The 26,452-nt window shown below is 34.2% G+C and carries 21 protein-coding genes; 20 read left to right on the top strand and 1 reads right to left on the bottom strand.

Annotated elements, in window-relative coordinates; all coding sequences use genetic code 11:
- The first annotated feature begins 12 nt into the window (after positions 1 to 12).
- The 14 genes from sprA (at position 13) to B0E44_RS05700 (ending at position 17,447) form a co-directional block, all read left to right on the top strand.
- Positions 13 to 7,161 (top strand): cell surface protein SprA, encoded by a 7,149-nt coding sequence (gene sprA / locus B0E44_RS05765; RefSeq protein ID WP_077371373.1) that lies wholly within the window; start codon positions 13 to 15, stop codon positions 7,159 to 7,161.
- An 81-nt stretch (positions 7,162 to 7,242) separates the two neighbouring features.
- On the top strand, positions 7,243 to 7,623 hold the full coding sequence (gcvH, locus tag B0E44_RS05760) for a glycine cleavage system protein GcvH (protein WP_077371370.1): 381 nt from the start codon (positions 7,243 to 7,245) through the stop codon (positions 7,621 to 7,623).
- Positions 7,616 to 8,008, top strand: a complete 393-nt coding sequence (locus tag B0E44_RS19015) for a VanZ family protein (RefSeq protein ID WP_077371367.1) — start codon at positions 7,616 to 7,618, stop codon at positions 8,006 to 8,008. Before gcvH ends, B0E44_RS19015 begins: the two co-directional genes overlap by 8 nt.
- Before the next feature lie 101 nt (positions 8,009 to 8,109).
- Positions 8,110 to 8,853 carry a deoxyribose-phosphate aldolase gene (deoC, locus tag B0E44_RS05750; protein WP_077371364.1) on the top strand — a complete coding sequence of 248 codons (744 nt, stop codon included), beginning with the start codon at positions 8,110 to 8,112 and terminating at the stop codon, positions 8,851 to 8,853.
- A gap of 17 nt (positions 8,854 to 8,870) precedes the next feature.
- On the top strand, positions 8,871 to 10,985 hold the full coding sequence (locus B0E44_RS05745) for a gliding motility protein RemB (RefSeq protein ID WP_077371404.1): 2,115 nt from the start codon (positions 8,871 to 8,873) through the stop codon (positions 10,983 to 10,985).
- A 48-nt stretch (positions 10,986 to 11,033) separates the two neighbouring features.
- Positions 11,034 to 12,119, top strand: a complete 1,086-nt coding sequence (locus tag B0E44_RS05740) for a glycoside hydrolase family 18 protein (protein ID WP_077371361.1) — start codon at positions 11,034 to 11,036, stop codon at positions 12,117 to 12,119.
- A gap of 207 nt (positions 12,120 to 12,326) precedes the next feature.
- Complete coding sequence (gene cyoE, locus B0E44_RS05735; RefSeq protein WP_371594711.1) at positions 12,327 to 13,229, top strand: heme o synthase; 903 nt, start codon at positions 12,327 to 12,329, stop codon at positions 13,227 to 13,229.
- A 2-nt stretch (positions 13,230 to 13,231) separates the two neighbouring features.
- Positions 13,232 to 13,819 (top strand): cytochrome c oxidase subunit 3, encoded by a 588-nt coding sequence (locus B0E44_RS05730; RefSeq protein ID WP_077371358.1) that lies wholly within the window; start codon positions 13,232 to 13,234, stop codon positions 13,817 to 13,819.
- Positions 13,820 to 13,861: 42 nt separating this feature from the next.
- Positions 13,862 to 14,836 carry a cytochrome c oxidase subunit 3 gene (locus B0E44_RS05725; protein ID WP_077371355.1) on the top strand — a complete coding sequence of 325 codons (975 nt, stop codon included), beginning with the start codon at positions 13,862 to 13,864 and terminating at the stop codon, positions 14,834 to 14,836.
- A gap of 16 nt (positions 14,837 to 14,852) precedes the next feature.
- On the top strand, positions 14,853 to 15,203 hold the full coding sequence (locus B0E44_RS05720) for a cytochrome C oxidase subunit IV family protein (RefSeq protein ID WP_077371352.1): 351 nt from the start codon (positions 14,853 to 14,855) through the stop codon (positions 15,201 to 15,203).
- An 83-nt stretch (positions 15,204 to 15,286) separates the two neighbouring features.
- Positions 15,287 to 15,928 carry a hypothetical protein gene (locus tag B0E44_RS05715; protein ID WP_077371349.1) on the top strand — a complete coding sequence of 214 codons (642 nt, stop codon included), beginning with the start codon at positions 15,287 to 15,289 and terminating at the stop codon, positions 15,926 to 15,928.
- Positions 15,929 to 15,930: 2 nt separating this feature from the next.
- The gene (locus tag B0E44_RS05710) at positions 15,931 to 16,617 is read left to right on the top strand and encodes an SCO family protein (protein WP_077371345.1); all 687 of its coding nucleotides are present in this window, start codon (positions 15,931 to 15,933) and stop codon (positions 16,615 to 16,617) included.
- A gap of 61 nt (positions 16,618 to 16,678) precedes the next feature.
- Positions 16,679 to 17,218: a DUF420 domain-containing protein gene (locus B0E44_RS05705; protein ID WP_077371342.1), complete on the top strand. Its 540-nt coding sequence runs from the start codon at positions 16,679 to 16,681 to the stop codon at positions 17,216 to 17,218.
- Complete coding sequence (locus B0E44_RS05700; RefSeq protein WP_077371339.1) at positions 17,211 to 17,447, top strand: hypothetical protein; 237 nt, start codon at positions 17,211 to 17,213, stop codon at positions 17,445 to 17,447. The genes B0E44_RS05705 and B0E44_RS05700 overlap by 8 nt, the downstream gene beginning before the upstream one ends.
- A 99-nt stretch (positions 17,448 to 17,546) precedes the next feature.
- Here the strand turns inward: B0E44_RS05700 and B0E44_RS05695 are convergent, their stop codons facing one another.
- On the bottom strand, positions 17,547 to 18,962 hold the full coding sequence (locus B0E44_RS05695) for a DUF4403 family protein (RefSeq protein ID WP_077371337.1): 1,416 nt from the start codon (positions 18,960 to 18,962) through the stop codon (positions 17,547 to 17,549).
- Positions 18,963 to 19,218: 256 nt separating this feature from the next.
- Between B0E44_RS05695 and B0E44_RS05690 the strand changes: the two genes are divergently transcribed.
- The 6 genes from B0E44_RS05690 to B0E44_RS05665 all read left to right on the top strand — a co-directional run bounded on the left by B0E44_RS05690 (position 19,219) and on the right by B0E44_RS05665 (position 26,341).
- Positions 19,219 to 19,920 (top strand): ABC transporter ATP-binding protein, encoded by a 702-nt coding sequence (locus B0E44_RS05690; protein WP_077371335.1) that lies wholly within the window; start codon positions 19,219 to 19,221, stop codon positions 19,918 to 19,920.
- Complete coding sequence (locus B0E44_RS05685; RefSeq protein ID WP_077371333.1) at positions 19,913 to 21,157, top strand: ABC transporter permease; 1,245 nt, start codon at positions 19,913 to 19,915, stop codon at positions 21,155 to 21,157. Before B0E44_RS05690 ends, B0E44_RS05685 begins: the two co-directional genes overlap by 8 nt.
- 2 nt (positions 21,158 to 21,159) lie before the next feature.
- Positions 21,160 to 22,422 carry an ABC transporter permease gene (locus B0E44_RS05680; RefSeq protein WP_077371331.1) on the top strand — a complete coding sequence of 421 codons (1,263 nt, stop codon included), beginning with the start codon at positions 21,160 to 21,162 and terminating at the stop codon, positions 22,420 to 22,422.
- Between the two features lie 46 nt (positions 22,423 to 22,468).
- Positions 22,469 to 23,587 (top strand): efflux RND transporter periplasmic adaptor subunit, encoded by a 1,119-nt coding sequence (locus B0E44_RS05675; protein ID WP_077371329.1) that lies wholly within the window; start codon positions 22,469 to 22,471, stop codon positions 23,585 to 23,587.
- A 74-nt stretch (positions 23,588 to 23,661) separates the two neighbouring features.
- Positions 23,662 to 25,041: a TolC family protein gene (locus tag B0E44_RS05670; RefSeq protein ID WP_077371328.1), complete on the top strand. Its 1,380-nt coding sequence runs from the start codon at positions 23,662 to 23,664 to the stop codon at positions 25,039 to 25,041.
- 4 nt (positions 25,042 to 25,045) lie between these two features.
- The gene (locus B0E44_RS05665; protein WP_077371326.1) at positions 25,046 to 26,341 is read left to right on the top strand and encodes an efflux RND transporter periplasmic adaptor subunit; all 1,296 of its coding nucleotides are present in this window, start codon (positions 25,046 to 25,048) and stop codon (positions 26,339 to 26,341) included.
- The last annotated feature ends 111 nt before the right edge of the window (positions 26,342 to 26,452 follow it).

Here is a 26,452-nt window from a genome sequence, read left to right as displayed (position 1 = left end):
AGCCTAATCGATATGCATAAAATTTACATTTTTTTGCTGGTATTTTTTTGTGGTTTTATATCGCAGGCTCAAGTGCAAGGTGTTGTTCAAGATACTATCAAAAAAGGATATGATGTTGGTGAAATCCAGCTGGCAAATCCTCAGAGTATTTTGTCTGCCTATACGTATGACCCAGTTACCAATACTTATGTCTATACCAATTCCGTAGACGATTTCAATATCAATTACCCTATTGTTTTGACTCCTGCTGAGTATGAAAAATTGATGCTAAAAGAATCAATGAGTAATTATTTTAACAAAAAGTTGGATGCAATCGATGGGAATAAAGAAGGAAGCGATGCCGCCAAAAAGGATTTATTGCCTAGGTATTATATAAAATCAGGGCTTTTTGAATCCATTTTCGGAAGTAATACCATAGATGTGAAGCCAACTGGTTCCATCGAGATTGATCTGGGAGTATTATATACCAAACAGGATAATCCGGCTTTTTCTCCTCGGAATAGAACGAATACTTCGTTTGATTTTAATCAAAGGATAAGTATGAGTTTGTTAGGAAAAGTAGGGACAAGGCTTCAGGTTAATGCCAATTTTGATACCCAGTCCACCTTTGCTTTTCAAAATTTATTAAAATTAGAATATACCCCGGCTGACGACGATATTGTTCGAAAAATAGAAGTCGGGAATGTTAGTATGCCTTTGAACAGTACTTTGATACAAGGAGCACAAAGTTTATTTGGTGTAAAAACGGAATTGCAGTTTGGTAAAACAACTGTTACAGGCGTTTTTTCGGAACAAAAATCGCAAGCCAAAAGTGTAATTGCCCAAGGTGGAGGAACTATTCAGGAATTTGAAATGTATGGTTTGGATTATGATAATGATAGGCACTTCTTTTTATCCCAATATTTTAGAGATAAATACGATGCATCATTGAAAAATTACCCTTTTATTGATTCCAGGGTTCAAATAACAAGGCTGGAAGTTTGGATTACGAATAGACAAAACCGTGTAAACACCACCAGTAATAACCTAAGAAATATTATTGCGCTTCAGGATTTAGGTGAGGCACAAATTACGGGATTGCCTGATAATAAAGTAGTGGTGCTGAATCCATCCACAGGAATGTTTGTTAAGCCAATTGATTCTCCTTCGGACAATACAAATAACTTATACGATCCGGCTTTAATTAAGACCAATACAGGTTATTTGAATGATAATATTCGTGAAATTGTAACTGCAAGTTCTGGATTCTCACCTTCAATTGATGTTAGCGAAGGGCAAGATTATTCAAAATTGGAGAATGCCAGAAAGTTATTGTCTAACGAATATACTTTTAATCCTCAGTTGGGATATATTTCTTTACAGCAAAAATTAGGGAATGACGAGATTTTGGCGGTAGCTTATCAGTATTCTATTGGTGACAAAGTGTATCAGGTGGGTGAATTTGGAAATGATGGTGTTGAGGCAACTGTTGTTGGAGGGAACCAGCCATCTAATCAAACGATTATTTCTCAGACTTTAATTCTGAAAATGTTAAAAAGCAGTTTGACCAATGTAACGAACCCAGTTTGGAATTTGATGATGAAAAATATTTATCAAATTCAAGGAGCTTACCAATTGCAACAGGAAGATTTTAGATTGAATATTTTATACAAAAATCCATCGGCTTTAAATTATATTACTCCTGTGGACGGATTCCCTTTTCCGGCTAATCCAACTCCTGAAAATACAGTAGAAAACACTACTTTATTGAAGGTACTTAATTTGGACAAGTTGAATTTTAACAATGATCCACAAGCTGGAGGCGATGGTTTTTTTGATTTTATTCAAGGCCTAACAGTGGATACCCAGAATGGTAGAATTATTTTTACGAGTAAGGAGCCTTTTGGTGAATTATTGTTTAATAAGTTGAAAGATCAAGGATCTACGCAAGATTATAATGATGTAAGTACTTATAACGAAAATCAAAAAAAATACGTAAATCCATATATGTACCGGGTTACCCAAGCTGGAGCTATTCAAAATCCGGAAGTGAACAAGTTTCTTTTGCGAGGAAGGTATAAATCTGTAGGTGGAGATGGTATTCCTATTGGAGCATTCAATGTTCCTATTGGTTCAGTAAAAGTAACCGCAGCAGGTAGGGTTTTAATGGAGGGTGTTGATTATAGTGTCAATTATCAACTGGGCAGAGTCCAAATTTTGGATCCGTCATTGCAGGCATCGAATACTCCAATCGAAATTTCATTGGAAAACAATTCGGTTTTTGGACAACAAACCAGAAGGTTTTTTGGAGTAAATGTAGATCATTTAATATCTGAAAATTTCATGGTTGGAGCTACTTTCTTAAACATGAAAGAGAAGCCGTTTACTCAAAAATCTAGTTATGGACAAGAATCCGTGAATAATAGCATTTTTGGATTGCATGGAAATTATTCTTCTCAAGTTCCGTTTTTTACCCGTTTGGTTAATAAATTGCCCAATATTGACACCGATGTTCCTTCGAATATTTCAGTAAGCGGTGAAGTAGCTTATTTGATGCCAAATGCAGCCGATGGAGATAAATTTCAGGGGGAATCCACTATTTATGTGGATGATTTCGAAAGTTCTCAGTCTTCTATCGATTTGCGTTCTCCTTACGCTTGGACTTTGTCTTCTACTCCAGAGAATAATGCTTCCAGTCTTTATAATTTTAATGGAAATTTAGAAGGCTTGGATTATGGTTTCAAAAGAGCCAAATTGGCATGGTATTCAATAGATCCTGTTTTTTATACCTCAAAGCCATCTGGAATAACAAATGATGATTTGTCTTTGAATACAACAAGGAGAGTTTATAGCGAAGAATTGTATCCATTGACAGATATTGTTCAAGGGCAGTCACTGGTGGTGAATACACTGGATATGAGTTATTATCCAAAAGATCGTGGACCTTACAATAATTCCTCGATTGTCTCTGACAATCCCAATGAAAATTTTGGAGGTATAGTAAGATCGCTGAGTTCTACCAATTTTGAGCAAAGTAACGTAGAGTATATTCAGTTTTGGGTTATGGATCCCTATGTAGGTGCGGGGAGTGTTCCTAAATCGAACACGGGAAAAGTCTATTTCAACCTTGGAGAAATTTCGGAAGATGTTTTGAAAGATGGAAGAAAAGTATATGAGAATGGTTTTGGTCCCGACCAAGTTGTAGTGAATCCTCCTCCAGTATGGGGAAATGCGCCCGCTTCCCAATCTTTAATTTATGCTTTTGATAATAATGAAGGCAACCGAACCAACCAAGATATTGGATTGGACGGACTTCCATCTACTGGTGAAGCAAAAGTGTATTCTAATTATGCTTCGGAATCCGATCCTGCAGGGGATGATTATCTTTATTATTTAAATACTTCGGGCAGCGTATTGGATCGTTATAAAAATTACAATGGTGTTGATGGAAATTCAAATGTAAATATTAATTCTCCAAACAGAGGTTCTTCGACCATTCCAGATGTAGAGGATGTGAATAGAGACAATACAATGAATACCATTAATGCGTATTATGAATACAGTGTTGACATGAAACCGGATATGACTGTAGGTCAGAATTACATTGCTGACATAAGAAATACGGTTGTTACTTTGCCAAACGGCAGTTCAACCGAGGCGAGATGGATTCAATTTAAAATTCCGATTTCACAACCCGAAAACACTATCGGTAAAATTTCGGATTTTAGGTCTATCCGATTCATGCGAATGTTTATGACTAATTTTACGGATCAAGTTACTTTGCGTTTCGGTGCATTGGATTTGATAAGGGGAGAATGGAGACGTTATACACAAGCATTGGATTTTAATGATTTGAATGTGGATGATGATGGAACTATTTTTGAAACAGCATCCGTAAATATTGAGGAGAATTCCAGTAGATGTCCGATAAATTATGTGAGTCCGCCAAGTGTGGTAAGGGAGCAATTGTATAATAACAATACGGTTATTAATCAGGATGAGCAATCGTTGTCGATGAGGGTTTCCGGAAAAGGGCTTGAGCCTTTGGATGGACGCGGTGCTTTCAAAAATTTCAATATTGACATGCGTCAATACAACAAGCTTAAAATGTTTTTGCATGCTGAATCTTTGCCAAATGAAACCGCTTTGCAGGACAACCAAATGGTGGCTTTCTTGCGTTTTGGGGCAGATTATTCCAATGACTTTTATCAAGTAGAAATTCCTTTGAAAGTTACAGTGGCATCTGCGTCTGGAGGGAAAGATTGCTTGCCATTGAACCCAGAATTAGTATGGCCATCGGATAACGAAATAGATTTGTCTTTGGAATTACTGACTCAGTTAAAACTTAAGTCTTTGAAAATAGACAAATCGACTTTGCCAGCAGATGGAATTTATTATTCAGATGATGATCCCAATGAAGCTAGCGGTGATGGAAACAGTAAACTGCGTTTGGGAATCAAGGGTAATCCGAATTTAGGTTTAATTCGAAATATAATGCTTGGTTTAAAAAGTAATGAGCTTCATCAAGATGTAAAAGGAGAAGTGTGGTTCAATGAACTTCGTTTGGCTGATATGGATAATAAAGGCGGTATGGCTGCTTTGTTAAACATAGATACCAATTTTGCTGATTTGGCCACAGTTTCATTTACAGGTAATATCAAAAACTTTGGTTTTGGTACTATTGAGCAGGGGCCAAATGAAAGAAGCAGAGAGGATATTCAACAGTACAATGTGGTGACCAATATTAATTTAGGGAAATTTTTACCTAATAAATGGGGAGTTAATGTTCCTTTTAATTATTCTATTGGAGAGGAAATTATAAAACCGGAATATGATCCTTTTTATGAAGATATCAAACTGAAACAAGTTTTGGATGATGCCGATACTGAAGCTGAAAGAAAAAGTAAATTGAATCAGGCAATTGATTATACCAAACGCAAAAGTATCAATTTGATTGGGGTTCGAAAAGAAAGAAGCGCAGAGAAGAAACCGATGCCATATGATGCCGAAAACTTTACTTTTTCACAGTATTATAACGAAGTGGAGCGTCACGATTTTGAAATTGAAAAGAATGTAGATCAGCAATCCAGAACGACTGTTGATTATGCATTTGCTTTTCAGCCAAAACCAATTGAACCATTCCAGAAAACGAAGTTCGTGTCAAAAAGTAGTTATTGGAAGTTTTTAAAGGATTTTAATTTTAATTATTTGCCATCGAGTGTTACTTTTAATACCAATGTGGTCAGACAAAGTAATGAACAACAATTTAGACAAATTGAAGATATTGGTATCGGTTTTGAACCATTGTATCGAAGAAATTTTGGCTTTAATTACCAATATGGTTTTAATTTTAATCTGACAAAATCATTAAAAATAAATTATACTGCAGCTTCGAGAAACCTTGTGAAGAATTACTTGGATGAGAATGATGAGCCAATTAATGATGTTACCATTTGGGATGGTTATTTTGATACAGGAACGGCCAATTTTCATATGCAACAGTTTATTTTGAATTATGAAATTCCTTTCGATAAGATTCCTTTTTTAAGTTTCATTAAAGCCAATTATTCCTACACGGGTGATTACAGTTGGCAGCAAGCCTCTATGGCATTGAGTAATATAGATATTGGCGGGACATCGTATAATTTGGGAAATACGGTGCAGAACGCCAGGTCAACAAATTTGAATGGCACGTTCAATATGGAAACCTTGTATAAATATATAGGGATTTCCAAAAGCTCAGCTTCTAAGCCAAAGCCTGTTGCAGCACCTAAGCCTGGTGAAAAAATTGTAAAAGCAGATCCATTAAAAAAAATTAACCAAAACCAGTTTGTGGATGGATTGAAGGGTATATTAACTAGTGTGAAAAGCATAAATCTTAGTTTTACTGAGAACCAAGGAACTGTTCTGCCAGGGTATATCCCTAGTGTCGGATTCTTTGGGACTTCAAAACCTACTTTGGGATTTGTTTTTGGTAGTCAAAATGATGTGCGATATGAGGCAGCCAAAAGAGGTTGGTTGACTACTTATCAGGAATTTAATCAAAACTACACCAGTGTTAATAAACAAGAGTTTAAAGGGTCGGCCAATTTGGAGTTGACACCGGATTTAAAGATTGATTTACTTGGTGATCGTTCCTATTCCGAAAATTTTTCAGAGCAGTACGATGTTGGAGCTGATGGAAGCTACAATCCTAGATCACCGTATAGTTTTGGTCTTTTTTCCATTTCGACAGTATTGATAGGGACTTCTTTTTCAACCAGTAACGAAGTCCGTTCTACGGCATTCGATCAGTTTAGAAACAACAGGCTTTCTGTCGCTAACAGATTAGCAACAGAAAGAGGGATTGATATTAATAACCCAGCCAATATTGATTCGAAAGGGTATCCTATTGGGTATTCCAGTTCCAATCAAGCGGTTTTGTTGCCTGCTTTTTTAGCGGCTTATTCTGGTACAAGTGCCGATAAAGTTTCATTTGATATTTTCAAAAGCTTTCCATTGCCTAATTGGGCTATAAAGTATACTGGGTTGATGCGATACAAATTTTTTAAGGATACATTTAAGCGTTTTTCTTTGCAGCAAAACTACAGAGCCTCATATACTGTAAATTCATTTAGATCGAATTTTAATTATACGAATAACCCTAATGGGGTTGATGATAGCGGGAATTTTTATAACCCAACGATTATGTCTAATGTTACTTTGGTCGAACAGTTTAATCCGTTAGTAAGGATTGATTTCGAGTTAAAAAATTCATTTAAAATATTGACACAAATCAATAAGGATAGAGCGTTATCAATGAGTTTTGACAATAATTTATTGACCGAAGTACATGGTGTAGAATATGTGATAGGTGCAGGATACCGTATAAAAGATGTTATTTTCTCTTCCAGATTGGCCGATAATCCAACAGGTGTTATAAAAAGTGATATTAATATCAAAGTTGATTTGACGTACAGAGACAATCAAACCATTGTTCGTTATCTGGATTATGATAATAATCAGTTGGGTGGTGGGCAAAATATATGGACATTGAATGCCACAGCCGATTATTCCTTAAGCAAAAACTTAACTATAATCTTTTATTACAATCATTCTTTCTCAAAACCGGTTATTTCAACTTCGTTTCCATTAACGAATATTAGTTCCGGATTTACTTTTCGTTACACTTTTGGAAATTAATTTTGAATATCTAAACCATAATTGTGTATAAGATTGTTACATTTGTACAAAAAATAAGTATTAATTTTCAATTATAATTTTATGAGCATACCAGCAAATTTAAAGTACACAAAAGATCACGAATGGGTTAGTCTTGAAGGAGATGTTGCTACAGTGGGAATCACTCATTTTGCACAAAAGGAATTAGGAGATATTGTTTATGTTGAAGTAGAAACTTTGGATCAAACTTTGGATAAAGATGAGGTTTTTGGAACTGTTGAAGCAGTAAAAACAGTATCTGATTTGTTTCTTCCTTTGTCTGGTGAAATTATTGCATTCAATGATGCTTTAGAAAGCAATCCAGAAAGTGTTAATGCGGATCCTTATGGTGCTGGATGGATGATTAAAATAAAAGTTTCTAATCTGTCAGAAGTAGAGGAGTTACTTTCAAGTGAAGCGTATAAAGAACTTATAGGTGCCTAAATATCTTTTGTTTTTGGTTGCTTTGTTGTGGACAGGGATTGTGAGTTATTTTTGTTTAGTTAATTCAAATGAAATTCCAGTTATAAACATTCCAAACCTTGATAAATGTATTCATACTTTTTTTCATTTAGTGTTTACTTTTGTTTGGTTTTTGTTTTTTAATAAACATTTACAAATAGATAGCATAGTTAAACCTTTGGTGTATTCGGTTGTGTTTTCATTTGTTTTTGGAATAATAATAGAAATATTGCAAAATTTAATAACCACTTCGAGAAACGCAGATGTTTTCGACATTGTAGCCAATTCAGTTGGAACGATATTGGCTGTTTTTGTTATAGTGATTTGTAATAAATTCAATATTTTAAATTTAATTTTAAAAAAATAATACCCACTTCGGTGGGTTTTTTTATTTTGTATGATATTCCATTGAGGGGATATCGTTCGAATAACGTAATTTTACGGCGTTTAACTTCTTAAATTCTAAAGATGAACATTAGGAATTATTTGGATTCAACTTATTTAAAAACAGATGTTCAAGCTAGTTTGAGCGAAAACGAAAATATAGCTGTGGCTCAGGGTTTTATTCAGGAGGCAATAGACGAAGGTTTTAAATTGATAATGATTCGCCCTAATAGAGTTTCTTTGGCAAAGAAAATGATTGTTGCAGCACAATCGAAAGTGTTGGTTGGAACCGTAATTGACTTTCCGGAAGGGAAGTCGTCTTTGAGAAAAAAATTGGATGAAGCACTTGAATGTATTCAAAACGGTGCCGATGATTTGGACTTTGTCTGTAATTATGAAGCGTTCAAAGCAGGTGATATTGACTTGGTAAAAGAAGAAATTCTAAAAGGAACACAATTAGGATTGAGCCACAATAAAACCGTAAAATGGATTATTGAAGTGGCTGCTCTCAATGAATTACAAATTACTCAATTATCAGCATTGATTAAAAACGTGATAATTTCAAATTTTGAGGAAGATGCATTTAGCTCTGTCTTTGTGAAATCATCAACTGGTTTTTATAAAACAGAGAATAATTTGCCCAATGGTGCAACGGTTTCTTCTGTTAAAATTATGCTTGAAAATGCATCACCGCTTCCTGTTAAAGCGGCGGGTGGTGTGAGAACTTATAACGAAGCACTACAAATGATTGAGCTCGGTGTAAAACGCATTGGAACTTCGGGTGCTAAAGCGATTGCAAATGGGGAAGAGACTTCTTCTCAGTATTGATTAGATATAAAATTCAAATGATTAAAAACTTTATTTTTTTTATTTTACTTTTTAATGCATTAGTCGGAAATGCACAAACTCCAACTTCAAATCAGTTGGAATCTTCCGATGAGCGTTTTCCTGTTTTTTCAAATTGTCAAAATTTGCAGGGAGAAGATTTAAAAAATTGCTTCTATAACGAAGTGCAACAATTCGTATATCATAATTTTAAAGTTCCTGAAAAATTGCAGCAGAATAATTACAAAGGACTTGTAAAAGTGCTTTTTGAAGTTGATGTTACGGGAACGTTTAAAGTGCTGTATGTGAATTCCAATAATGAAGAGCTCATTGCTGAAACCAAAAGGGTTTTTACTGGTTTTCCTAAAATTGATCCGCCTACTTATGCCGGAAATCCTACCTATTCCAAGTTTAATATAAGTATTGATATTCCATTGCAGTCTCCTGAGCAAATTGCGGCTTCAACATTGGCAAAAAAAGAAAACATCAACTTAAATCAGGGTTTGACAGAGTTGGACAGTATTGTTTATAAACGTTTTGATAATCCTCAATTTTCAAGCCATCTGGCGATTCCTTTTTCGCACAGTTATTATGCCCAATTTGATGGTCAAATAAACCAGGTAGGAAGTAATAATCATACCGCTTCGAAACCATATACTTATGCCGAGGTTGAAAAGTATTATAATTTTCAGAAAGTCAATACCGGCCTTATGAAAAATAAATCAGGTTGGTGGGGTCGTAAAGTATGGAATGAAAATTTGGCCGAAATTAAAGGCGAAGGATATTGGTTTGCTTTGAATTTTTTGTTTAATGTTCAAGGAGGAATCTCCAATCCAAGTAAGTCAGATTATACATTTGTCAATACAAGAGCACTTAATTTTAAAGGAGGCCTTGGTAAGCATTTGAATTTCACCACCACTTTTTATGAGAGTCAAGGCCGTTTTGCCGATTACTATAATGCTTATGCCAATTCGATAAAGCCATCTGGCGGGAATCCTGCAATTATTCCAGGAATTGGTATTGCAAAATCGTATAATTCGGACGCCTATGACTTTCCTATGGCGGATGCCAATATTTCCTATAATGCTGCAAAATTTTTGGATTTGCAATTGGGATATGGGAAAAATTTTATCGGAGATGGTTATCGTTCCTTGTTTTTGGGAGATGGGGCCAGTCCCTATCCTTTTTTTAAGATTGATGCCAATTTTTGGAAAATCAAATATTCTGTAAATTATATGTGGCTAAAGGATGTTCGACCAGAAGTTACCGTTGATAGAACCTATGCATCCAAATATATGGTGAGCCACTATTTGAGTTGGAATGTTTCAAATAAATTGAATTTAGGTTTTTTTGAATCGGTTATTTGGACAAATACTAATGGCCGAGGTTTTGATGCGAATTTTATAAACCCAATAGTGTTTTATAGAGCAGTTGAGTTTTCTTCTTCTTCGAGAAGCGGTAATGCGGTTTTGGGATTGAGTTATAAGTACAAATGGAACAATCAGGTAAATCTTTATGGTCAATTTCTTATCGATGAATTTTCTACAAGTGATATAGCTGCCGGTGATAACAGTTGGAAAAATAAATTGGGTTATCAAATAGGAGCAAAATATTTCAACGCTTTTCATGTCGATAATTTGCTATTGCAATTGGAATTCAATCATGTTCGACCTTATGTGTACTCACATAGTGAACCGATTACCAATTATGGACATAACAACCAAAGTTTGGGCCATCAATGGGGAGGGAATTTTCAGGAGTTAGTTTTGTTAGGTTATTATCATAAAGATCGTTTTTATTCGAATGCTAAATTTACTTTAGGAACCCGAGGTCTTGATTTTGACACAGCCGATAATAAACTTAACTATGGACAAAACATATATAAAGACTACGATGAAAACAGGCCGTATGACAAAGATGTGAAAGTTGGACAAGGAAATAAAACAAGTCTTTTCATTACAGAAATTCAGGTGGGCTATCTAGTGAATCCAGCTACTAATTTGAAATTTTTCGGTAATTTTTTATATCGAAATTTTGATCCTACAACAAATACGTCAACTGTATTTAAAGAACAAACAACTTGGTTTACTGTCGGTTTTAGGTCAGATGTATTTAATTGGTATTTAGATTATTAATGATTTTATATAAAAAATAATTTTTAGAATTAATTTAAAATTAATACGATGAGAAAATATATAATGACTTTTCTTTTGGTGATAGCATGTCTAAGTTTACAAGCTCAAAATAATAAAAGCTTCTCAGTTTTGGCTTATTATACGGGTGATGACAAACAGATAAATGATTTTGAGGTTGAAAAATTAACTCATATAATTTATAGTTTTTGTCATCTTAAAGACGGAAAATTAAATGTAGATAATGCCAAAGATTCTATTGCAATTAAACATTTGGTTTCGTTGAAATCCAAACATCCACAGCTCAAAATAATGTTGTCTTTAGGGGGTTGGGGCGGTTGCGAAAACTGCTCAGCAGCTTTTTCAACAGCATCAGGAAGAGCTGTTTTTGCTAAATCTGTAAAAGAAGTTAATGATTATTTTAAAACAGATGGGCTGGATTTGGATTGGGAGTATCCGACTATTGAAGGTCATCCGGGGCATTTATACCAACAGGCAGACAAGAAAAATTTCACAGAATTAGTAAAAGTTTTGAGAGATGAATTGGGGAACTCGAACGAATTGAGTTTTGCTGCAGGTGGATTTAAGAAATTTTTGGACGAGTCGGTGGAGTGGGAGCAGATAATGCCTCTTTTGGATCGTGTAAATATTATGAGTTATGATTTGGTAAATGGATATTCGAAAGTTACAGGGCATCACACACCACTTTTTAGCACTAATAAAGAGGAGGAATCTACGGATAAGGCAGTTGAGTATTTATTGAAATTAGGAATCCCATCTCATAAATTGGTTATTGGTTCGGCGTTTTATACCAGAACATGGAAAAATGTTGAGAACGTAAATAATGGATTGTATCAGTCTGGTGTACATACAGGAGGTGTGAGTTTTAAAGATTTTAAAAACACATTGACCGAGGAAAAAGGGTGGAAATATTTTTGGGATAAAAAAGCAAATGCTCCTTATTGGTATAATCAGAAAGAAAAAATGTTTGCAACAAGTGATGATATTGCCTCTGTTAAAGCTAAAACTTTGTATGTAATAAAAAAGAAATTAGGCGGTATTATGTTTTGGGAACTAGGTTTGGATGCTACTAGGAATGGTATGGTAAATGCTATTTATGAACTAAAAACGAAATAGTAGTTTTGATTTGATGTGGCTTGATCAAATAGGTTATGGTTTTATAGTAAGTCTGTTTTGAAATACTGTTTTTCATCAAGGTCTTTTAAACAGTAAAAACCGACTAATGAAATAACTAATTTTTCAATTTCAATTTAGATTGACCATTTTTGAATCTAATTTGTATATTTGCACCAGTTTTCAAAAAATATTCCAATTTTATCTGCATTGAGTACAACATCAAATCCCACTTCGATTAAATCTATTTATCTTGATTTTAAAGCAATTACTAAAGCCGGTTTGGCAATTAGTGTTGTTTTTTCTTCAATTGCGGGATATGTACTAGGTTTTGATTCTACATACTCTTTTAGTTGGTTGGTTCTGTTAAAACTGGCGGTTGGAGGATATTGCATGGTTGGTGCTTCCAATGCTTACAATCAGGTAATAGAAAAAGATTTGGACGCATTGATGGATCGAACCAAGAATCGTCCTGTTGCCTCTGGAAGAATGTCTCCTCGTTTAGCTTTAATAGTGGCGAGTTTGCTTACTGTTTTGGGGTTGGTTTTGCTTTATACAATAAATCCAAAAACGGCCATGTTTGGCGCAATCTCAATTTTCTTATATACGAGTATTTATACGCCGCTAAAGACTGTAACTTCATTGTCTGTTTTTGTGGGTGCATTTCCGGGAGCTATTCCTTTTATGTTAGGGTGGGTTGCTGCAACGGGTGAATTTGGGATTGAAGCTGGAACTTTGTTCTTGATTCAGTTTTTTTGGCAATTCCCTCATTTTTGGGCTATTGGTTGGTTTTTGTATGAAGATTATGAGAAAGCTGGTTTTTTTATGTTGCCTACGGGCAAAAAGGATAAAGGGACTTCTTTGCAAATTATATTGTATACCATCTGGTTAATCATTGCGTCACTTTTGCCTGCATTAGGGTATACTGGACGTTTGTTTATTACGCCGGTTGCATCGATTTTAGTGTTGTGTCTTGGACTTTGGATGTTGTTTTATGCGGTTCGTTTGTATCAATTAAAAACAGCAAAAGCGGCAAGAGCATTAATGCTTGTAAGTGTTTCTTATATAACGTTATTACAATTAGTGTATATTTTGGATAAATTTTTGAGATAATTATGGAAATGACAATGACAGCCGAAGATCATAAATTGAGAACGGCAAGATCTTATAAATTGATTTTATTGTTTGCTATGGTGAGCATGACAATGATGTTTGCAGGTCTAACAAGTGCTTATGTAGTGAGTCAATCAAGAGCAGATTGGTTGAAGAATTTTGAATTACCATCTGCTTTTTATTATAGCACTATTGCTATTTTGGGATGTAGTGTAACTTTTCATTTGGCAAAAAAAGCAATTCAAAAAGACAATCAAAGCAAGACAACTTCTTTGCTTTTGGCAACATTGGCTTTGGGGATTGGATTTGTAGTATTGCAGTTTGTTGGCTTTGGACAAATAGTGGAGAATGGATATTATTTTACTGGAAGTGCCAGCTCTATCACAACAACATTTTTATATATTGTGGTACTGGTTCATTTATTGCACCTTGCTGGAGGTATGATATCATTATTAATTATTATTTATAATCATTTTAAACAAAAATATAATTCAACTCAAACTCTTGGAATAGAACTAGGTGCAATGTATTGGCACTTTTTGGACTTCTTATGGGTTTATTTATTTTTATTTTTATATTTCTTTAAATAAGAAAAAAACGTAAATTTGGAAACTTTTTAACGAATAACTTTTATGGAAGCGACAGTTACTACTGCAAATAGTGAAAAAACTTGGGGAGGCGGCAATGAGCCAATGGGAGCAAGTTATGGTAAATTGATGATGTGGTTTTTTATCGTATCAGATGCCTTAACGTTCTCTGGATTTTTAGCAGCTTACGGGTTTTCTAGATTTAAATTTATTGAAACATGGCCATTAGCCGATGAGGTGTTTACACACTTTCCGTTTTTACATGGAGTATCTGCTCCAATGTATTATGTGGCATTAATGACTTTTATTTTGATTTTCTCATCTGTAACAATGGTTTTGGCTGTTGATGCAGGGCATCAAATGAAAAAGGATAAAGTAGCCCTTTATATGTTTCTAACAATCATTGGAGGTTTGATCTTCGTTGGTTCTCAAGCTTGGGAATGGAAAAACTTTATCAAAGGAGAATATGGTGCAGTTGAAACAACTGGTGGTAGTTTACTTCAGTTTGTTGACAAAGAAGGTCATCGTGTTGCCTTGGCAGATTTTGCTGCAAAATTGCCTGTAGAAAGAGAGCAATTGTCAAGAGATAAAGCAAAATGGTTCATGAGTGAATCTGCTATTCCTACTTACACAGTGGCTGAAGTTCAAGCTGGATTCAAAGCACATCCAGATGTTTTAGTGAGAATTGAAACTTTAAATAAAGACAAAGAGAAAATTGTACTTTCTAGAGAAGAATCTCTTGTGCGTTTAGATCAAGCCAAGATAGTTATAGAAGGAGCTAATCTGACTCATAATGAATACGGAAGTAAGCTTTTTGCTGATTTCTTTTTCTTTATCACAGGATTTCACGGGTTTCACGTTTTTTCAGGTATAGTAATCAATATTATTATCTTTTTTAATGTTCTTTTGGGGACTTATGAGAAAAGGGGTAGTTACGAAATGGTTGAAAAAGTGGGGTTATACTGGCACTTTGTTGATTTAGTTTGGGTATTTGTTTTCACATTCTTCTATTTAGTTTAATTTTAGATTTATCATTATGTCACACGAACATGTTTCTAATACAAAAAGAATTTGGACTGTTTTTGGTCTATTATCTTTAATCACAACTGTTGAAGTTGCTTTCGGTATCGTAAAACCTGATGCCTTAGCGATGAATACTTTTTTAACTATGAGTTTGTTAAACTGGTTGTTTATTATACTAACAATAGTTAAAGCATATTACATTGTATGGGCATTTATGCACATGGAAGGAGAAAAAAGAGTATTGCGTAATGCTGTTGTTTATCCTTTAATATTCTTAGTTTGTTATTTGCTTTTTATTTTATTGACAGAGGGAGACTATGTATTTGAGGTTTTTAAAAATTCTACGATTAAATGGAATTTTTAACAAGATATTAATTCAATGAAAAAGGTATCCGTCTAGACGGATGCCTTTTTTTATTTTAATACACTAAATTTTATAAAGTTCTAATGAAAAAAAATATTGTTCTTTTTGTATTATTTATATTGCCTATTGTTGCTTATTTGTTTTTTGCATCCGGGGTTAATAGCTTTACAAAGCTACCGGTTATAACTCCAAAGATTTCTGATCTTGGAGAATGGAAATCCTTAAATGGTGAAAAAGTAAGTTTGGACAATAAAATTACTATACTTGGTTTTTCGGGTACTGAGATTCTTAAAAATAGAGGAAATTATTTCAACTTAAATCAAAAAATTTATCAGCGCTATCATGATTTCAAAGATTTACAGTTTGTTGTTGTTGCTCCCTTGGGGACCGAAAATGATGTTAAATCTGTTGTTGATGCTTTAGGTGCATTTACCGATGTAAGCCAATGGCATTTTGTATTCGCAAATCCAGAAGAAATTATGACGTATTTTGGTCAGCTACAATTAAAAGGGAAATTGAATCCTGATTTTGGTACTCCTAATGTTTATATAGTTGACAAAGAAAGAAACTTGAGGGGACGAAAAGAAAGGAAAGACTATAAAGAAGGTTATAATACTTTTCATCCGGCAGAATTAAGCAATGAGATGTTGGATGATTTCAAGATTATACTTTATGAATACCGTGCCGCTCTAAAAAAGAATCATAACGCAACAAAACGATTATAAAAATGCTTAAAAATAAATCATATATAGGAATTTCTTTTGTGATACTTGTTTTTGGAATATATGCTGTTCCTAAAATTGTTGATAGAATGCAGAATGACAGTGTGATTCAAGGAGATCGTTTGGATAAGGTAAGCGGTTCTGTTGAAGAGAATGATAAATTAGTTAAAATTGGACCTGCTCCAAAATTTGAACTAACAAATCAGGACAATGTGAAAATCTCTAATGATTTCTACAAAGGTAAAGTATATGTTTTGGAGTTTTTCTTCGCGACTTGTCCTTCTATTTGTCCTAAAATGAATGCCAATATGTTGACACTTCAAAATGCTTTTTTTGGAAATCCAAATTTTGGAATTGTTTCAATAACAATCGATCCTGCCCATGATACGCCAGCTGTTTTAAAAGAGCATGCCAAAGTGTTGGGAGTAAAATCGTCTAATTGGAATTTCCTTACAGGGGATAAAGAGTATATCTATAGTTTATCCAATAAAGGTTTCAATATTTATGTTGGAGAAAACAATAAGGTTGCTGGAGGTTTTGAGCATTCAGGGCTTTTTGCTTTGATTGATAAAAACGGAAACATCCGATGCAGAAAAGATGAATATGGTAATCCGATTTTGTATTATGACGGTTTGGAGAAAAAAGGAATAAGAGATATTCAGCAAGATATTCAAGCTTTGCTAAAGGAATAAAGATAGGTTGCAGAATAGAATTTAGAACATAGAAATTAGAAAAAAAGATTGATAAAATAGAATGGAAGATAATACTATAGAAAAGAAGTATAATAAATGGATTGTGTTGCTGTCAATTGTAATTCCTCTTGCAGTTGCAGTTCTATTTAAAGTGAAACTAAAAGATTTTGGAATTGATGTTGCGCCTCTGTCGTTTTTACCGCCTATTTACGCCACTGTAAATGGAATAACTGCTGTGTTGTTGGTTGCTGCGGTATTGGCTATTAAAAACGGAAATAGAAAGCGTCACGAGCTATTGATGAAGATGGCTATTGGATGTTCAGTTGCTTTTTTGGTAATGTATGTTGCTTATCACATGACTGCAGATTCGACAAAATACGGTGGAGAAGGAGTTTTGAAATATGTATATTTCTTTATTTTGATTACTCATATTATTTTATCAATTGCCATAATACCATTGGTTTTGATAACTTACGTTCGTGCCTTGGCCAGTAAATTTGATAAACATAAAAAAATTGCCAAAATTACTTTTCCAATTTGGTTGTATGTTGCCGTTACCGGAGTAATTGTGTATTTAATGATTTCGCCTTATTATGTTTAAAAAAGTAAATCACAAAATCAAGACCGTTCTTTTTGGAATTTGTTTTTTCTTTATTGGGATTTCGTCTAATGCGCAATGTGCTATGTGCCGTGCAGCTTTAACTGGCGATGAAAACAAAAATCAAGCTGCTGCGGTTAATGATGGAATCGTTTATCTTATGGTGATACCTTATGTGCTTGTTGGAGCGCTTGGTTATTATATTTATAGAATGAAAAAGAAGAAACAGTAGATTAATATCAATTGCAATCACAATAAAAAAGTCAGTCTTGAAAACATTATTCGAGACTGACTTTTTTACTGGCTACTAAATACTGAAAACTGTTTACTCTTATTTCAGTCCATCGATTGCAATGTTTATGTTTCCGTTTACTTTTATAAAAGCAATCATTGCTTGGTTGGTTAGCTCTATTTTTTGAAATTGAATGTCTTCCATTTTTCCATTAATGAAAACGCCGGGCATAGGTGAATAGTTTTTAAGATAAATCATCATATTTTGTTTGGCTTCGTCTAGGTTTTGTTTAATCGAATAGCGGCAATTTTCTTCAATTTTCTTCAAAATAATTCCCTGTGCCAGCCAGTTTGCGGTTCGCATTAATCGGCTTTTGGTGTCCAATACATAATCCAATTTGTCAAAATAAATTTCTTTTGTTGTGTCATTGTACTGCGGAACTCCATTCAGATAAATTATTCCGTTTACAGAACCTAAAAGATCCAATGCGATTACTAATTTTCCGTTTTTGTGCCAAAGTGCCACATTTTTCACTGTTACTTTTTTGCTTCCAGTTCCAAATTCTTGCCCGGCAAAATTGGAAGTCATTATTTTTGAAGCCTCTTGATAGGTTGAAACAGCTGCGATATTAGCCGAAATTTGTTCTGGGATTTTTTCTACTGCTTTTAGCGCAATTTTATTGGCTTCAAATTTTGATTCGGGTTTTTTACCAATCGAAGTTTCCATGTTGCATTTCATACCCATATTGAGTAAAAAAGAATCATTCTTTAGTTTAGCATTGGTCGAATATACTTCTATCGGAACGATTCTGAGCCAGCTTTTATATTCGGCACTCATTTCAAGAGGGGTACATATCTTGGATAGCGCTTCCATTACATTGGGTTTGAAATCCATCGAATTTTCGATTGCTTTGTCAATGTTATTTTCAATTTTTGATTTAAAAAGACCTACAGCAGGATTGATAAGATAGGTTACGGGCATATTTTTTCCAAAAACAGTCATTGTTGGACTTTCAACCCAATCAAGTGATTTTAAAGTTGTTTTTGAGCTTAATCTCCAGTTGTTTAAACTTACGCTACTTAATAAAGTGACTACTCCGTTTAGATTGAATTCTTGAGTTTTATACAAATCAACTCCCATGGTTTTTGTTCCAATTCTGTATTTTACCCAAACTTTTAAAGGCAAAACGGTTTTTATTTTTTCGCCTTCTTTTCCATGGTCATTGGTAATTGTTATTGGAGCCTGTTTCCATACTTTAATTTCGATATTGTCATCTTCAATAGTGTTGTCTTCATAGATTAAACCATTCAGTAAAATGTTGGTCTGGTTTTCAATATCTTTTAGTTTAATATTTACAGGTAAGTTGATGTACGAGGGTACATTTGTGTAGGTAAGTGGCACCGCATCGTCCGGTTCGGGTTTTAAGGCTTCTAATTTTTGGGAAGTTGAGGAACAGCTAGTTGTTAGTGCTAATCCTGATAAGAAAATAATTAGAATAGTTAGTTGTTTTAGCATTTGTATGGTGTTTTGAGTACAAACTTAACAAATCAAATATATTTTTTCGTAAAGGGTGTAACATTTTAATGGGATATAAGTCTTATGAAATGTGCTTAAGAAATAATTGGTTGGAAGAAGTACTAATGATTTGCGAATTATGCGGCCAATTATAAAATAAATAAAAAGGTCTGTAGATTTAATTAGTAATTTTATAATCCATTTTTCTTAGTACTATTTTTAGAAGATAAATACTATTGCATCAAAAAACGAAATCATGATTGAAATTAAAGACTTACACAAATCATACAAAATGGGACATTCCGAGTTGCATGTGCTAAAAGGAATTAATTTCAGTATAAAAGAAGGGGAATTGGTTGCTATTATGGGTTCGTCCGGATCAGGAAAATCTACTTTATTGAATATTCTAGGAATTCTTGATGAAGCCGATTCGGGACTTTATACATTGGACAATGTGCCCATCAAAAAATTAAATGAAACTCTTGCTTCAAAATATAGAAACCAATTTCTTGGTTTTGTTTTTCAATCTTTCAACTTGATTAATTACAAAAGTGCATTGGATAATGTGGCTTTGCCGTTGTATTATCAAGGTGTAAAAAGGAAAGAACGCAATGAGATTGCAATGAAATATCTTGAGAAAGTTGGTCTAGCTTCTCATTCACACCATTTACCAAATGAACTTTCCGGAGGACAAAAACAGCGTGTGGCAATTGCCAGAGCTTTGGCCTCCAACCCAAAAGTGTTATTGGCCGATGAACCTACGGGAGCATTAGATACATTGACTTCTTATGAAGTAATGGAGTTGATTCAAGGGATTAATGATGAAGGTAAAACTATTTTGATAGTAACACACGAGCCTGATATTGCCGCAATGTGCAAAAGAAATGTAGTCTTGAAAGACGGACTAATCATTGACGATAAAATGGTAGAACAAGTTAGAGCTTCTTCTTATGTTTAATATAGAACGCTGGCAAGAAATATTTGAGGCAATCTCCAAGAATAAACTGAGAACCTTTCTTACGGGAGTTTCTGTGGCTTCAGGGATTTTTATTTTGGTGATTCTTCTTGGAGTTGGTAAAGGACTGCAAAATGGAATTGAAAAGCAATTTGAACGTGATGCTGCCGGAATTATAGAAGTTTGGTCGGGGGCAACTACAAAAGCGTATAAAGGGATGAACCCTGGAAGGCAAATACAGTTTAGAAATAGCGATTACGATATTTCGGTTCAAAAATATGGAGATAAATTTGATAAAAACACATCGACTTATAATGCTTGGGGTATAACCATGAGTTATGGTAAAGAGTCTGGGAACTACCAATATCGAGGCGTAAATCCAGATTATCAAGGTATTGAAAATGCTACGGTAGTTCAAGGTAGATTCATAAATGCAAATGACCTTTCAAATGACGAAAAAGTTGCAGTAATTGGGATGAAATTAAAGTTGGATCTATTCAAAGAAAAAAATCCCATAGGAGAACAGATTGTGATTAATAATATTAATTTCAAAGTGATTGGGGTTTTTACCGATCCAGGAGGAGAAAGAGAAGAAGCAAGAGCATTTTTGCCTTTGACCACTGCGCAAAAGGTGTATGGCGGAGGAGATAAAATCAACAATATGTTTTATACTCTTAAGAAGAAAGATACCTATGAAGAAGCTTTGGCTGAAGGAGAAAAATTCACTTCAGGTTTAGCACAGCTTTTAAGGGCCAAAAACGGAGTTGCTCCTGATGATGAAAGTGCTATAGGTATTTTTAACACCACTGTCGAAGCCAAGAAATTTTATGATTTGAACCTTTATATTCGATTGTTTTTTTGGTGGGTAGGAATCTGTACCATTATAGCTGGTGTTGTTGGGGTAAGTAATATTATGATGATTATTGTAAAAGAAAGAACCAAGGAAATTGGAATTCGAAAAGCGTTAGGAGCTTCTCCGATTTCAATTATTATAATGATTTTGCATGAATCTATTTTTATTACCACTATATCAGGTTTTCTAGGTTTATTAACAGGATTATCACTTTTAGAATTAATTGGACCCCATGCCCAAAGTGAATATTTTGTGAATCCGCAAGTAGATTTTACGGTGGCGATATCAACCTTAATCGTTTTGGTAGTGGCAGGTGCTTTGGCTGGATTTATACCAGCTTTTAGAGCGGCCAAAATTAGACCTATTGTAGCACTTAGAGACGAATAATTATGTTTGATAGAGAAAAATGGAATGAAATTTTAGAGGCATTAACTGCCAATACCTTCCGAACGCTGCTTACGGCTTTTGGAGTGTTTTGGGGTATATTTATTTTGGTGATTTTATTGGCCGCATCAAATGGTCTTGAAAATGGCATCAGAAAAGGATTTGACGGTATTGCAACAAATACCATGTTTATGTGGACTCAAACTACCTCAAAAGCGTATAAAGGATTACCAAAAACACGCCGATATGATTTTAGAAACAGTGATGTAGATGCCTTAAAACAAAAATTCCCAGATTTATTATATGTATCTCCGCGTAACCAATTGGGTGACTTCAATGGTGTGAGTAATGTAGTAAGAGGAATAAAAACAGGGGCTTATACTATTTATGGAGATTATCCAGAATTAGTAAAACAAGAGCAAATGGATATTGTTAAGGGGCGTTTTGTGAATCATCAGGATATATTGGCAAGACGAAAAGTAGCAATTATAGGCAGTGGCGTTATCAAAGAATTGTATGTAAGTGCTGAAGAAGTCATAGGATCTTACATCAAAATAAACGGTGTCAATTTTATGGTGGTTGGTGTTTACAAAAGTAAAGGCAATAATGGAAATGCAGAACAAGCACAAAAAAACATTTTCATCCCTTTCACCGCTTTTCAGCAAGCGTTTAATTTTGGAGATAAAGTAGGCTGGATGGCTCTTACTGCAAATGATGATGCCTCAATTACTGAACTTAGACCTGGTATTTTGGCATTCATGAGAGAAAGACATTCTATTCATCCGGATGATGAAAGAGCAGTTGGTAATTTTGATTTATTTGCCGAATTTCAAAAGGTGCAGGATTTGTTTAATGTTCTTAAATTCATTGCCTATTTTGTTGGAACTTTGGTTCTGTTATCGGGTATTATCGGGATTTCTAATATTATGCTGATTGTTGTAAAAGAACGAACAAATGAAATAGGAATTAGACGAGCGCTAGGAGCAACTCCTGGAGCCATTCGATCCCAGATATTATTAGAAGCAATTTTTTTAACCATAATTGCGGGAATGTTTGGTATCGCAATAGCAACTGGCTTGCTGGCCATACTGAATATGATTTTGTCAACGATGCCTACAGAAGGGATGATGTTTATTAATCCAAGCGTAGATTTAGTGGTTGTTTTTATTGCTTTACTAATTTTAGTGGGCTCTGGACTATTGGCTGGATTCATCCCGGCACAGACAGCCATAAATATTAAACCTGTTGATGCTCTAAGAGCTGAATAATAACTCAATCAAAAAACAATAATAATCGAATAAAAAACAATACAAAATGAAAAAAGGAGTAACCATAACCATATTGATTTTAATTGCAATAGTTTTTTTCGGGGCACTATATTATTTATATGCCAAAAACCAAGAATCGCCTATCGTTTTTGAAACCGATAAAGTAGAAGTGAAAACTATTGTAAAAAGTACATTAGCGACAGGGAATATTGTCCCAGACGAGGAGGTTTTAATCAAGCCAAATATTTCCGGAATTATTGAAGCTGTATATATCAAAGCTGGAGAATCAGTAAAAGCTGGCGATATGATTGCCAAAATTAAAGTGGTTGCCAATGTTTCAAGTTTGAACAATTCACAAAATCAAGTGAAAACTGCAAAAATTGAATTGGATAACCAAGAAAAATTATTTCAAAGACAAAAAACGTTGTTTGATAAAGGAGTAATTTCTGCCAATGATTTTGATGCAGCACAATTAGCATATAATCAGGCTAAACAAAATTATTATGCATCGACACAAGGATTTGATATCGTAAAAACAGGGACAGCTTCCGGATTAGGAAATTATGCCAATACTTTGATTCGTTCTACTGTAAATGGGATGGTGTTAGATGTTCCAGTAAAAGTGGGGAACCAAGTAATTGAAAGTAATAATTTTAATGAAGGAACAACAATTGCAAGTGTTGCTGATGTAGGTAGAATGATTTTTGTAGGTAAAGTGGATGAATCTGAAGTAGGGAAAATTAAGTTAAATATGCCTATCGAAATTACTGTTGGAGCCATTGAAAACAAAAAATTTACTGCTGTCTTGACCGATATAGCACCAAAAGGGAAAACAGAAAACGGAGCTATCCAATTTGAAATTAAGGCGACTTTAACCAATAGAGATAATACTTTTATTAGAGCAGGTTTAAGTGCCAATGCTTCTATCATTCTGGAAAAAGCGGATAAAGTACAAGCTTTAAAAGAATCGTTAGTTCAATTTGATAAAAAAACATTAAAACCATATGTAGAAATTCAAACAGGACCACAAAAGTTTCAAAGAAAAGACATCACATTGGGTGTTAGTGACGGAATTTATGTAGAAGTAAAAAGCGGTCTTAAAGCTTCAGACAAAATAAAAGTTTGGAATCAAGGATTGAAAACTGAGGAAGCAAAACCAAATTAATCACTGAAGTATTTTCGAAAAGCAAATTAAGTTAAATATATGCAGTGTATTTGCTGCGTTTTATTCCATTACAAATGAGAAAAATAAATTATATAAGTATCGCTTTTGTTTTCCTGATCGGACTTTCGGCTCAAGCGCAAACCAAGGCATGGACTTTGGAAGAATGTGTGAGATATGCCATAAAAAATAATATTTCCATAAAAAATACGGAACTGGATACAATATCATCCAATATTGATAAGAGAGATGCTTTTGGTAATTTTTTGCCAAGTGCTAATTTAAATGCAAGTCATTCATGGAATATTGGTTTGAACCAAGATATCACCACTGGTCTCTTGAGAAATCAGACTACTCAACAAACAGGTATTGGAGCCAATGTTGGGGTGGATATTTACAAAGGATTGCAAAATCAAAACATCATGCGAAGAGCCAAACTCTCGATAGTTGCCTCCAAATACAGATTAGTAAAAATGCAGGAAGATATTGCATTGAATGTTGCGAATGCATTTTTGCAGGTACTTTTTAATAAAGAAAATCTAAAAGTACAAAATGAGCAATTGGCAATTAACGAAAAGCAATTCAAACGTTCTGAAGAATTGGTCAAAGCAGGTTCTATTCCCCGTGGTGATTTATTGGATGTAAAAGCAACGGTGGCTACCAATAAGCAAAATGTTATCAATGCTGAAAATGCCTTGTTGATTTCTAAATTGAGTTTAGCGCAATTACTTCAGTTAAAAGAATTTTGGGATTTCGATGTAATTGATGACACCAATATTAATGACGAAAACAATATTATGTCGGTTAAACCGATTGATATATATGCCAAAGCAAAAGAAAGCAGAACTGAGTTGAAAATTGCCCAAGCAAATTTAGAAATTGCTGAGAAAGATGTTGCAATTGCAAAAGGTGCTTTTCAGCCAACTTTAACAGCTTTTTATGGTTTTAATTCAAGAGTTTCTTATGCTGATGTTGTTGCTTTTGATGACACTGGGATGCCAATAGGGACAAAACCCGCAGATTCTTTTGGGACGCAATTGAATGATAACAAAGGTCAGAATTTTGGACTGCAATTGAATGTTCCTGTTTTTAATGGGTGGTCTGTTAGAAATAATGTAGATCGTAATAAAGTTAATTTAGAAAAGTCTAAAATTGCACTAGAGAAAGAAGACCTAGATTTGCAACGAAATGTTTATACTGCTTTTACCGATGCAAAAGGAGCTATGAATGCTCATGAATCAGCCATCGTTGCATTAGAAAACAGGGAGGAAGCTTATAATTATTCAAAAGAAAAATATGCAGTAGGCTTAATGAATTCTTTCGATTTCAATCAATCGCAAACTTTACTGACCAATGCACAATCAGAAGTAATAAGAACCAAATACGATTATATTTTCAAAATTAAAATTTTAGAATTTTATTTTGGAATTCCAATTGACCAAATCATGAAAAAATAAGACCATGTCAAAAAAAACAATTTACATTATAATAGGATCTGCAGTAGTAATTATTGGACTATTAATAGGGCTTTCAAAAGCAGGAGTTTTAGGGAGTAAAGATAAAGGCAAAGAAGTTGAAATTGCCAATGTTGAAACTGGTACAGTAGTGGAGACCGTTTCGGCAACGGGTAAAATCCAACCCGAAATAGAGGTTAAAATTGCCTCTATGGTTTCGGGGGAGATTATAGATTTGCCAATAAAAGAAGGACAAGTAGTAAAAAAAGGAGATTTGTTGGTTAAGATAAATCCCGATTTATATACATCTGGATTGAATAGAAGTGTAGCTAATTTGTCAGGCTCTAAAGCAGGTTTAAGTCAGTCTGATGCATCGTTTAATGAGGCTAAGGCTAATTATGAGCGAAATAAGACATTGTTTGAGAAAGGAATTATTTCTAAATCAGATTGGGACAAGGCTGTTTCTGCTTTTGAAGTGGCAAAAGCTAGTAAACAATCGGCTTATTATAATGTGCAAAGTGCCTCGGCAACTGTAAATGAAGCTAAAGATAATTTAGGAAGAACAGTGATTTATGCTCCAGCGGATGGGACAATATCTGTTTTGAATGTTGAACTTGGTGAGAGAGTTTTGGGGACACAGCAAATGGCTGGTACCGAACTTTTAAGAGTTGCCAACTTAAACAATATGGAGGTTGAAGTAGATGTTAACGAAAATGATATTGTAAAAATAAAAGTAGGAGATTTGGCCAATGTTGAAGTAGATGCTTATTTGAAAAAACAGTTTAAAGGTGTTGTTACCAGTATTTCTAATTCTGCGAGTACGGCCTTAACTGCCGATCAGGTGACAAATTTTAAAGTAAAAGTTCGAATTCTTAAAGATTCTTATCAGGATTTGATTGCAGGGAAACCACTTTCATATTCTCCATTCCGACCAGGGATGACTGCTACTGTAGATATTATTACCACAACCAAAACAAATGTGGTTTACGTTCCAATCAGTTCAGTTGTTGTGAAATCGGATACGACAGCGGTAAAAATCGGTCAAGTTGAAGGTCCAGATTCTGAAAATAAAAAACCAGCCATTAAAAGTGATAAAAAACTGGAATGTGTTTTTGTGAAAGTAGGTAATAAAGCCAAAATCCGAATCATCAAAACAGGCATACAAGATGATACAAATATTGAAGTGATGTCTGGTTTGAAAAAAGGAGATGTGGTGATTACTGGGCCATACACAACAGTTGCTAAAGATTTGAATTCTGGTGATATGGTTTTTGTTCAATCAGAAGAAGTTAAGAAAAAGTAATTTTTGATTAAATCCATATTTTATTTCCAAATAAATAAAAACACGTCTTGAAGTTTTCAGGACGTGTTTCTTTTTTATAAAAGATATTTCAAAATTCGATGTAAATTTGCA

The organism is Flavobacterium sp. A45, from assembly GCF_002001005.1.
Classification (GTDB): Bacteria; Bacteroidota; Bacteroidia; order Flavobacteriales; family Flavobacteriaceae; genus Flavobacterium.
Note: the sequence above shows the minus strand (reverse complement) of the source record. Positions and strands in the feature narration are given on the sequence as shown.

What these genes read in the sequence shown, in the direction of transcription:
- B0E44_RS05700 (WP_077371339.1), top strand. Translation starts at nt 17,211, where the DNA reads ATGTTTAAAAAAGTAAATCACAAAATCAAGACCGTTCTTTTTGGAATT.
- B0E44_RS05740 (WP_077371361.1), top strand. Translation starts at nt 11,034, where the DNA reads ATGAGAAAATATATAATGACTTTTCTTTTGGTGATAGCATGTCTAAGT.
- deoC (WP_077371364.1), top strand. Translation starts at nt 8,110, where the DNA reads ATGAACATTAGGAATTATTTGGATTCAACTTATTTAAAAACAGATGTT.
- B0E44_RS05720 (WP_077371352.1), top strand. Translation starts at nt 14,853, where the DNA reads ATGTCACACGAACATGTTTCTAATACAAAAAGAATTTGGACTGTTTTT.
- gcvH (WP_077371370.1), top strand. Translation starts at nt 7,243, where the DNA reads ATGAGCATACCAGCAAATTTAAAGTACACAAAAGATCACGAATGGGTT.
- B0E44_RS05710 (WP_077371345.1), top strand. Translation starts at nt 15,931, where the DNA reads ATGCTTAAAAATAAATCATATATAGGAATTTCTTTTGTGATACTTGTT.
- B0E44_RS05665 (WP_077371326.1), top strand. Translation starts at nt 25,046, where the DNA reads ATGTCAAAAAAAACAATTTACATTATAATAGGATCTGCAGTAGTAATT.
- B0E44_RS05725 (WP_077371355.1), top strand. Translation starts at nt 13,862, where the DNA reads ATGGAAGCGACAGTTACTACTGCAAATAGTGAAAAAACTTGGGGAGGC.
- B0E44_RS05705 (WP_077371342.1), top strand. Translation starts at nt 16,679, where the DNA reads ATGGAAGATAATACTATAGAAAAGAAGTATAATAAATGGATTGTGTTG.
- B0E44_RS05690 (WP_077371335.1), top strand. Translation starts at nt 19,219, where the DNA reads ATGATTGAAATTAAAGACTTACACAAATCATACAAAATGGGACATTCC.
- B0E44_RS05670 (WP_077371328.1), top strand. Translation starts at nt 23,662, where the DNA reads ATGAGAAAAATAAATTATATAAGTATCGCTTTTGTTTTCCTGATCGGA.
- B0E44_RS05715 (WP_077371349.1), top strand. Translation starts at nt 15,287, where the DNA reads ATGAAAAAAAATATTGTTCTTTTTGTATTATTTATATTGCCTATTGTT.
- B0E44_RS05675 (WP_077371329.1), top strand. Translation starts at nt 22,469, where the DNA reads ATGAAAAAAGGAGTAACCATAACCATATTGATTTTAATTGCAATAGTT.
- sprA (WP_077371373.1), top strand. Translation starts at nt 13, where the DNA reads ATGCATAAAATTTACATTTTTTTGCTGGTATTTTTTTGTGGTTTTATA.
- B0E44_RS05730 (WP_077371358.1), top strand. Translation starts at nt 13,232, where the DNA reads ATGGAAATGACAATGACAGCCGAAGATCATAAATTGAGAACGGCAAGA.
- B0E44_RS05695 (WP_077371337.1), bottom strand. Translation starts at nt 18,962, where the DNA reads ATGCTAAAACAACTAACTATTCTAATTATTTTCTTATCAGGATTAGCA.
- B0E44_RS05745 (WP_077371404.1), top strand. Translation starts at nt 8,871, where the DNA reads ATGATTAAAAACTTTATTTTTTTTATTTTACTTTTTAATGCATTAGTC.
- B0E44_RS05680 (WP_077371331.1), top strand. Translation starts at nt 21,160, where the DNA reads ATGTTTGATAGAGAAAAATGGAATGAAATTTTAGAGGCATTAACTGCC.
- B0E44_RS05685 (WP_077371333.1), top strand. Translation starts at nt 19,913, where the DNA reads ATGTTTAATATAGAACGCTGGCAAGAAATATTTGAGGCAATCTCCAAG.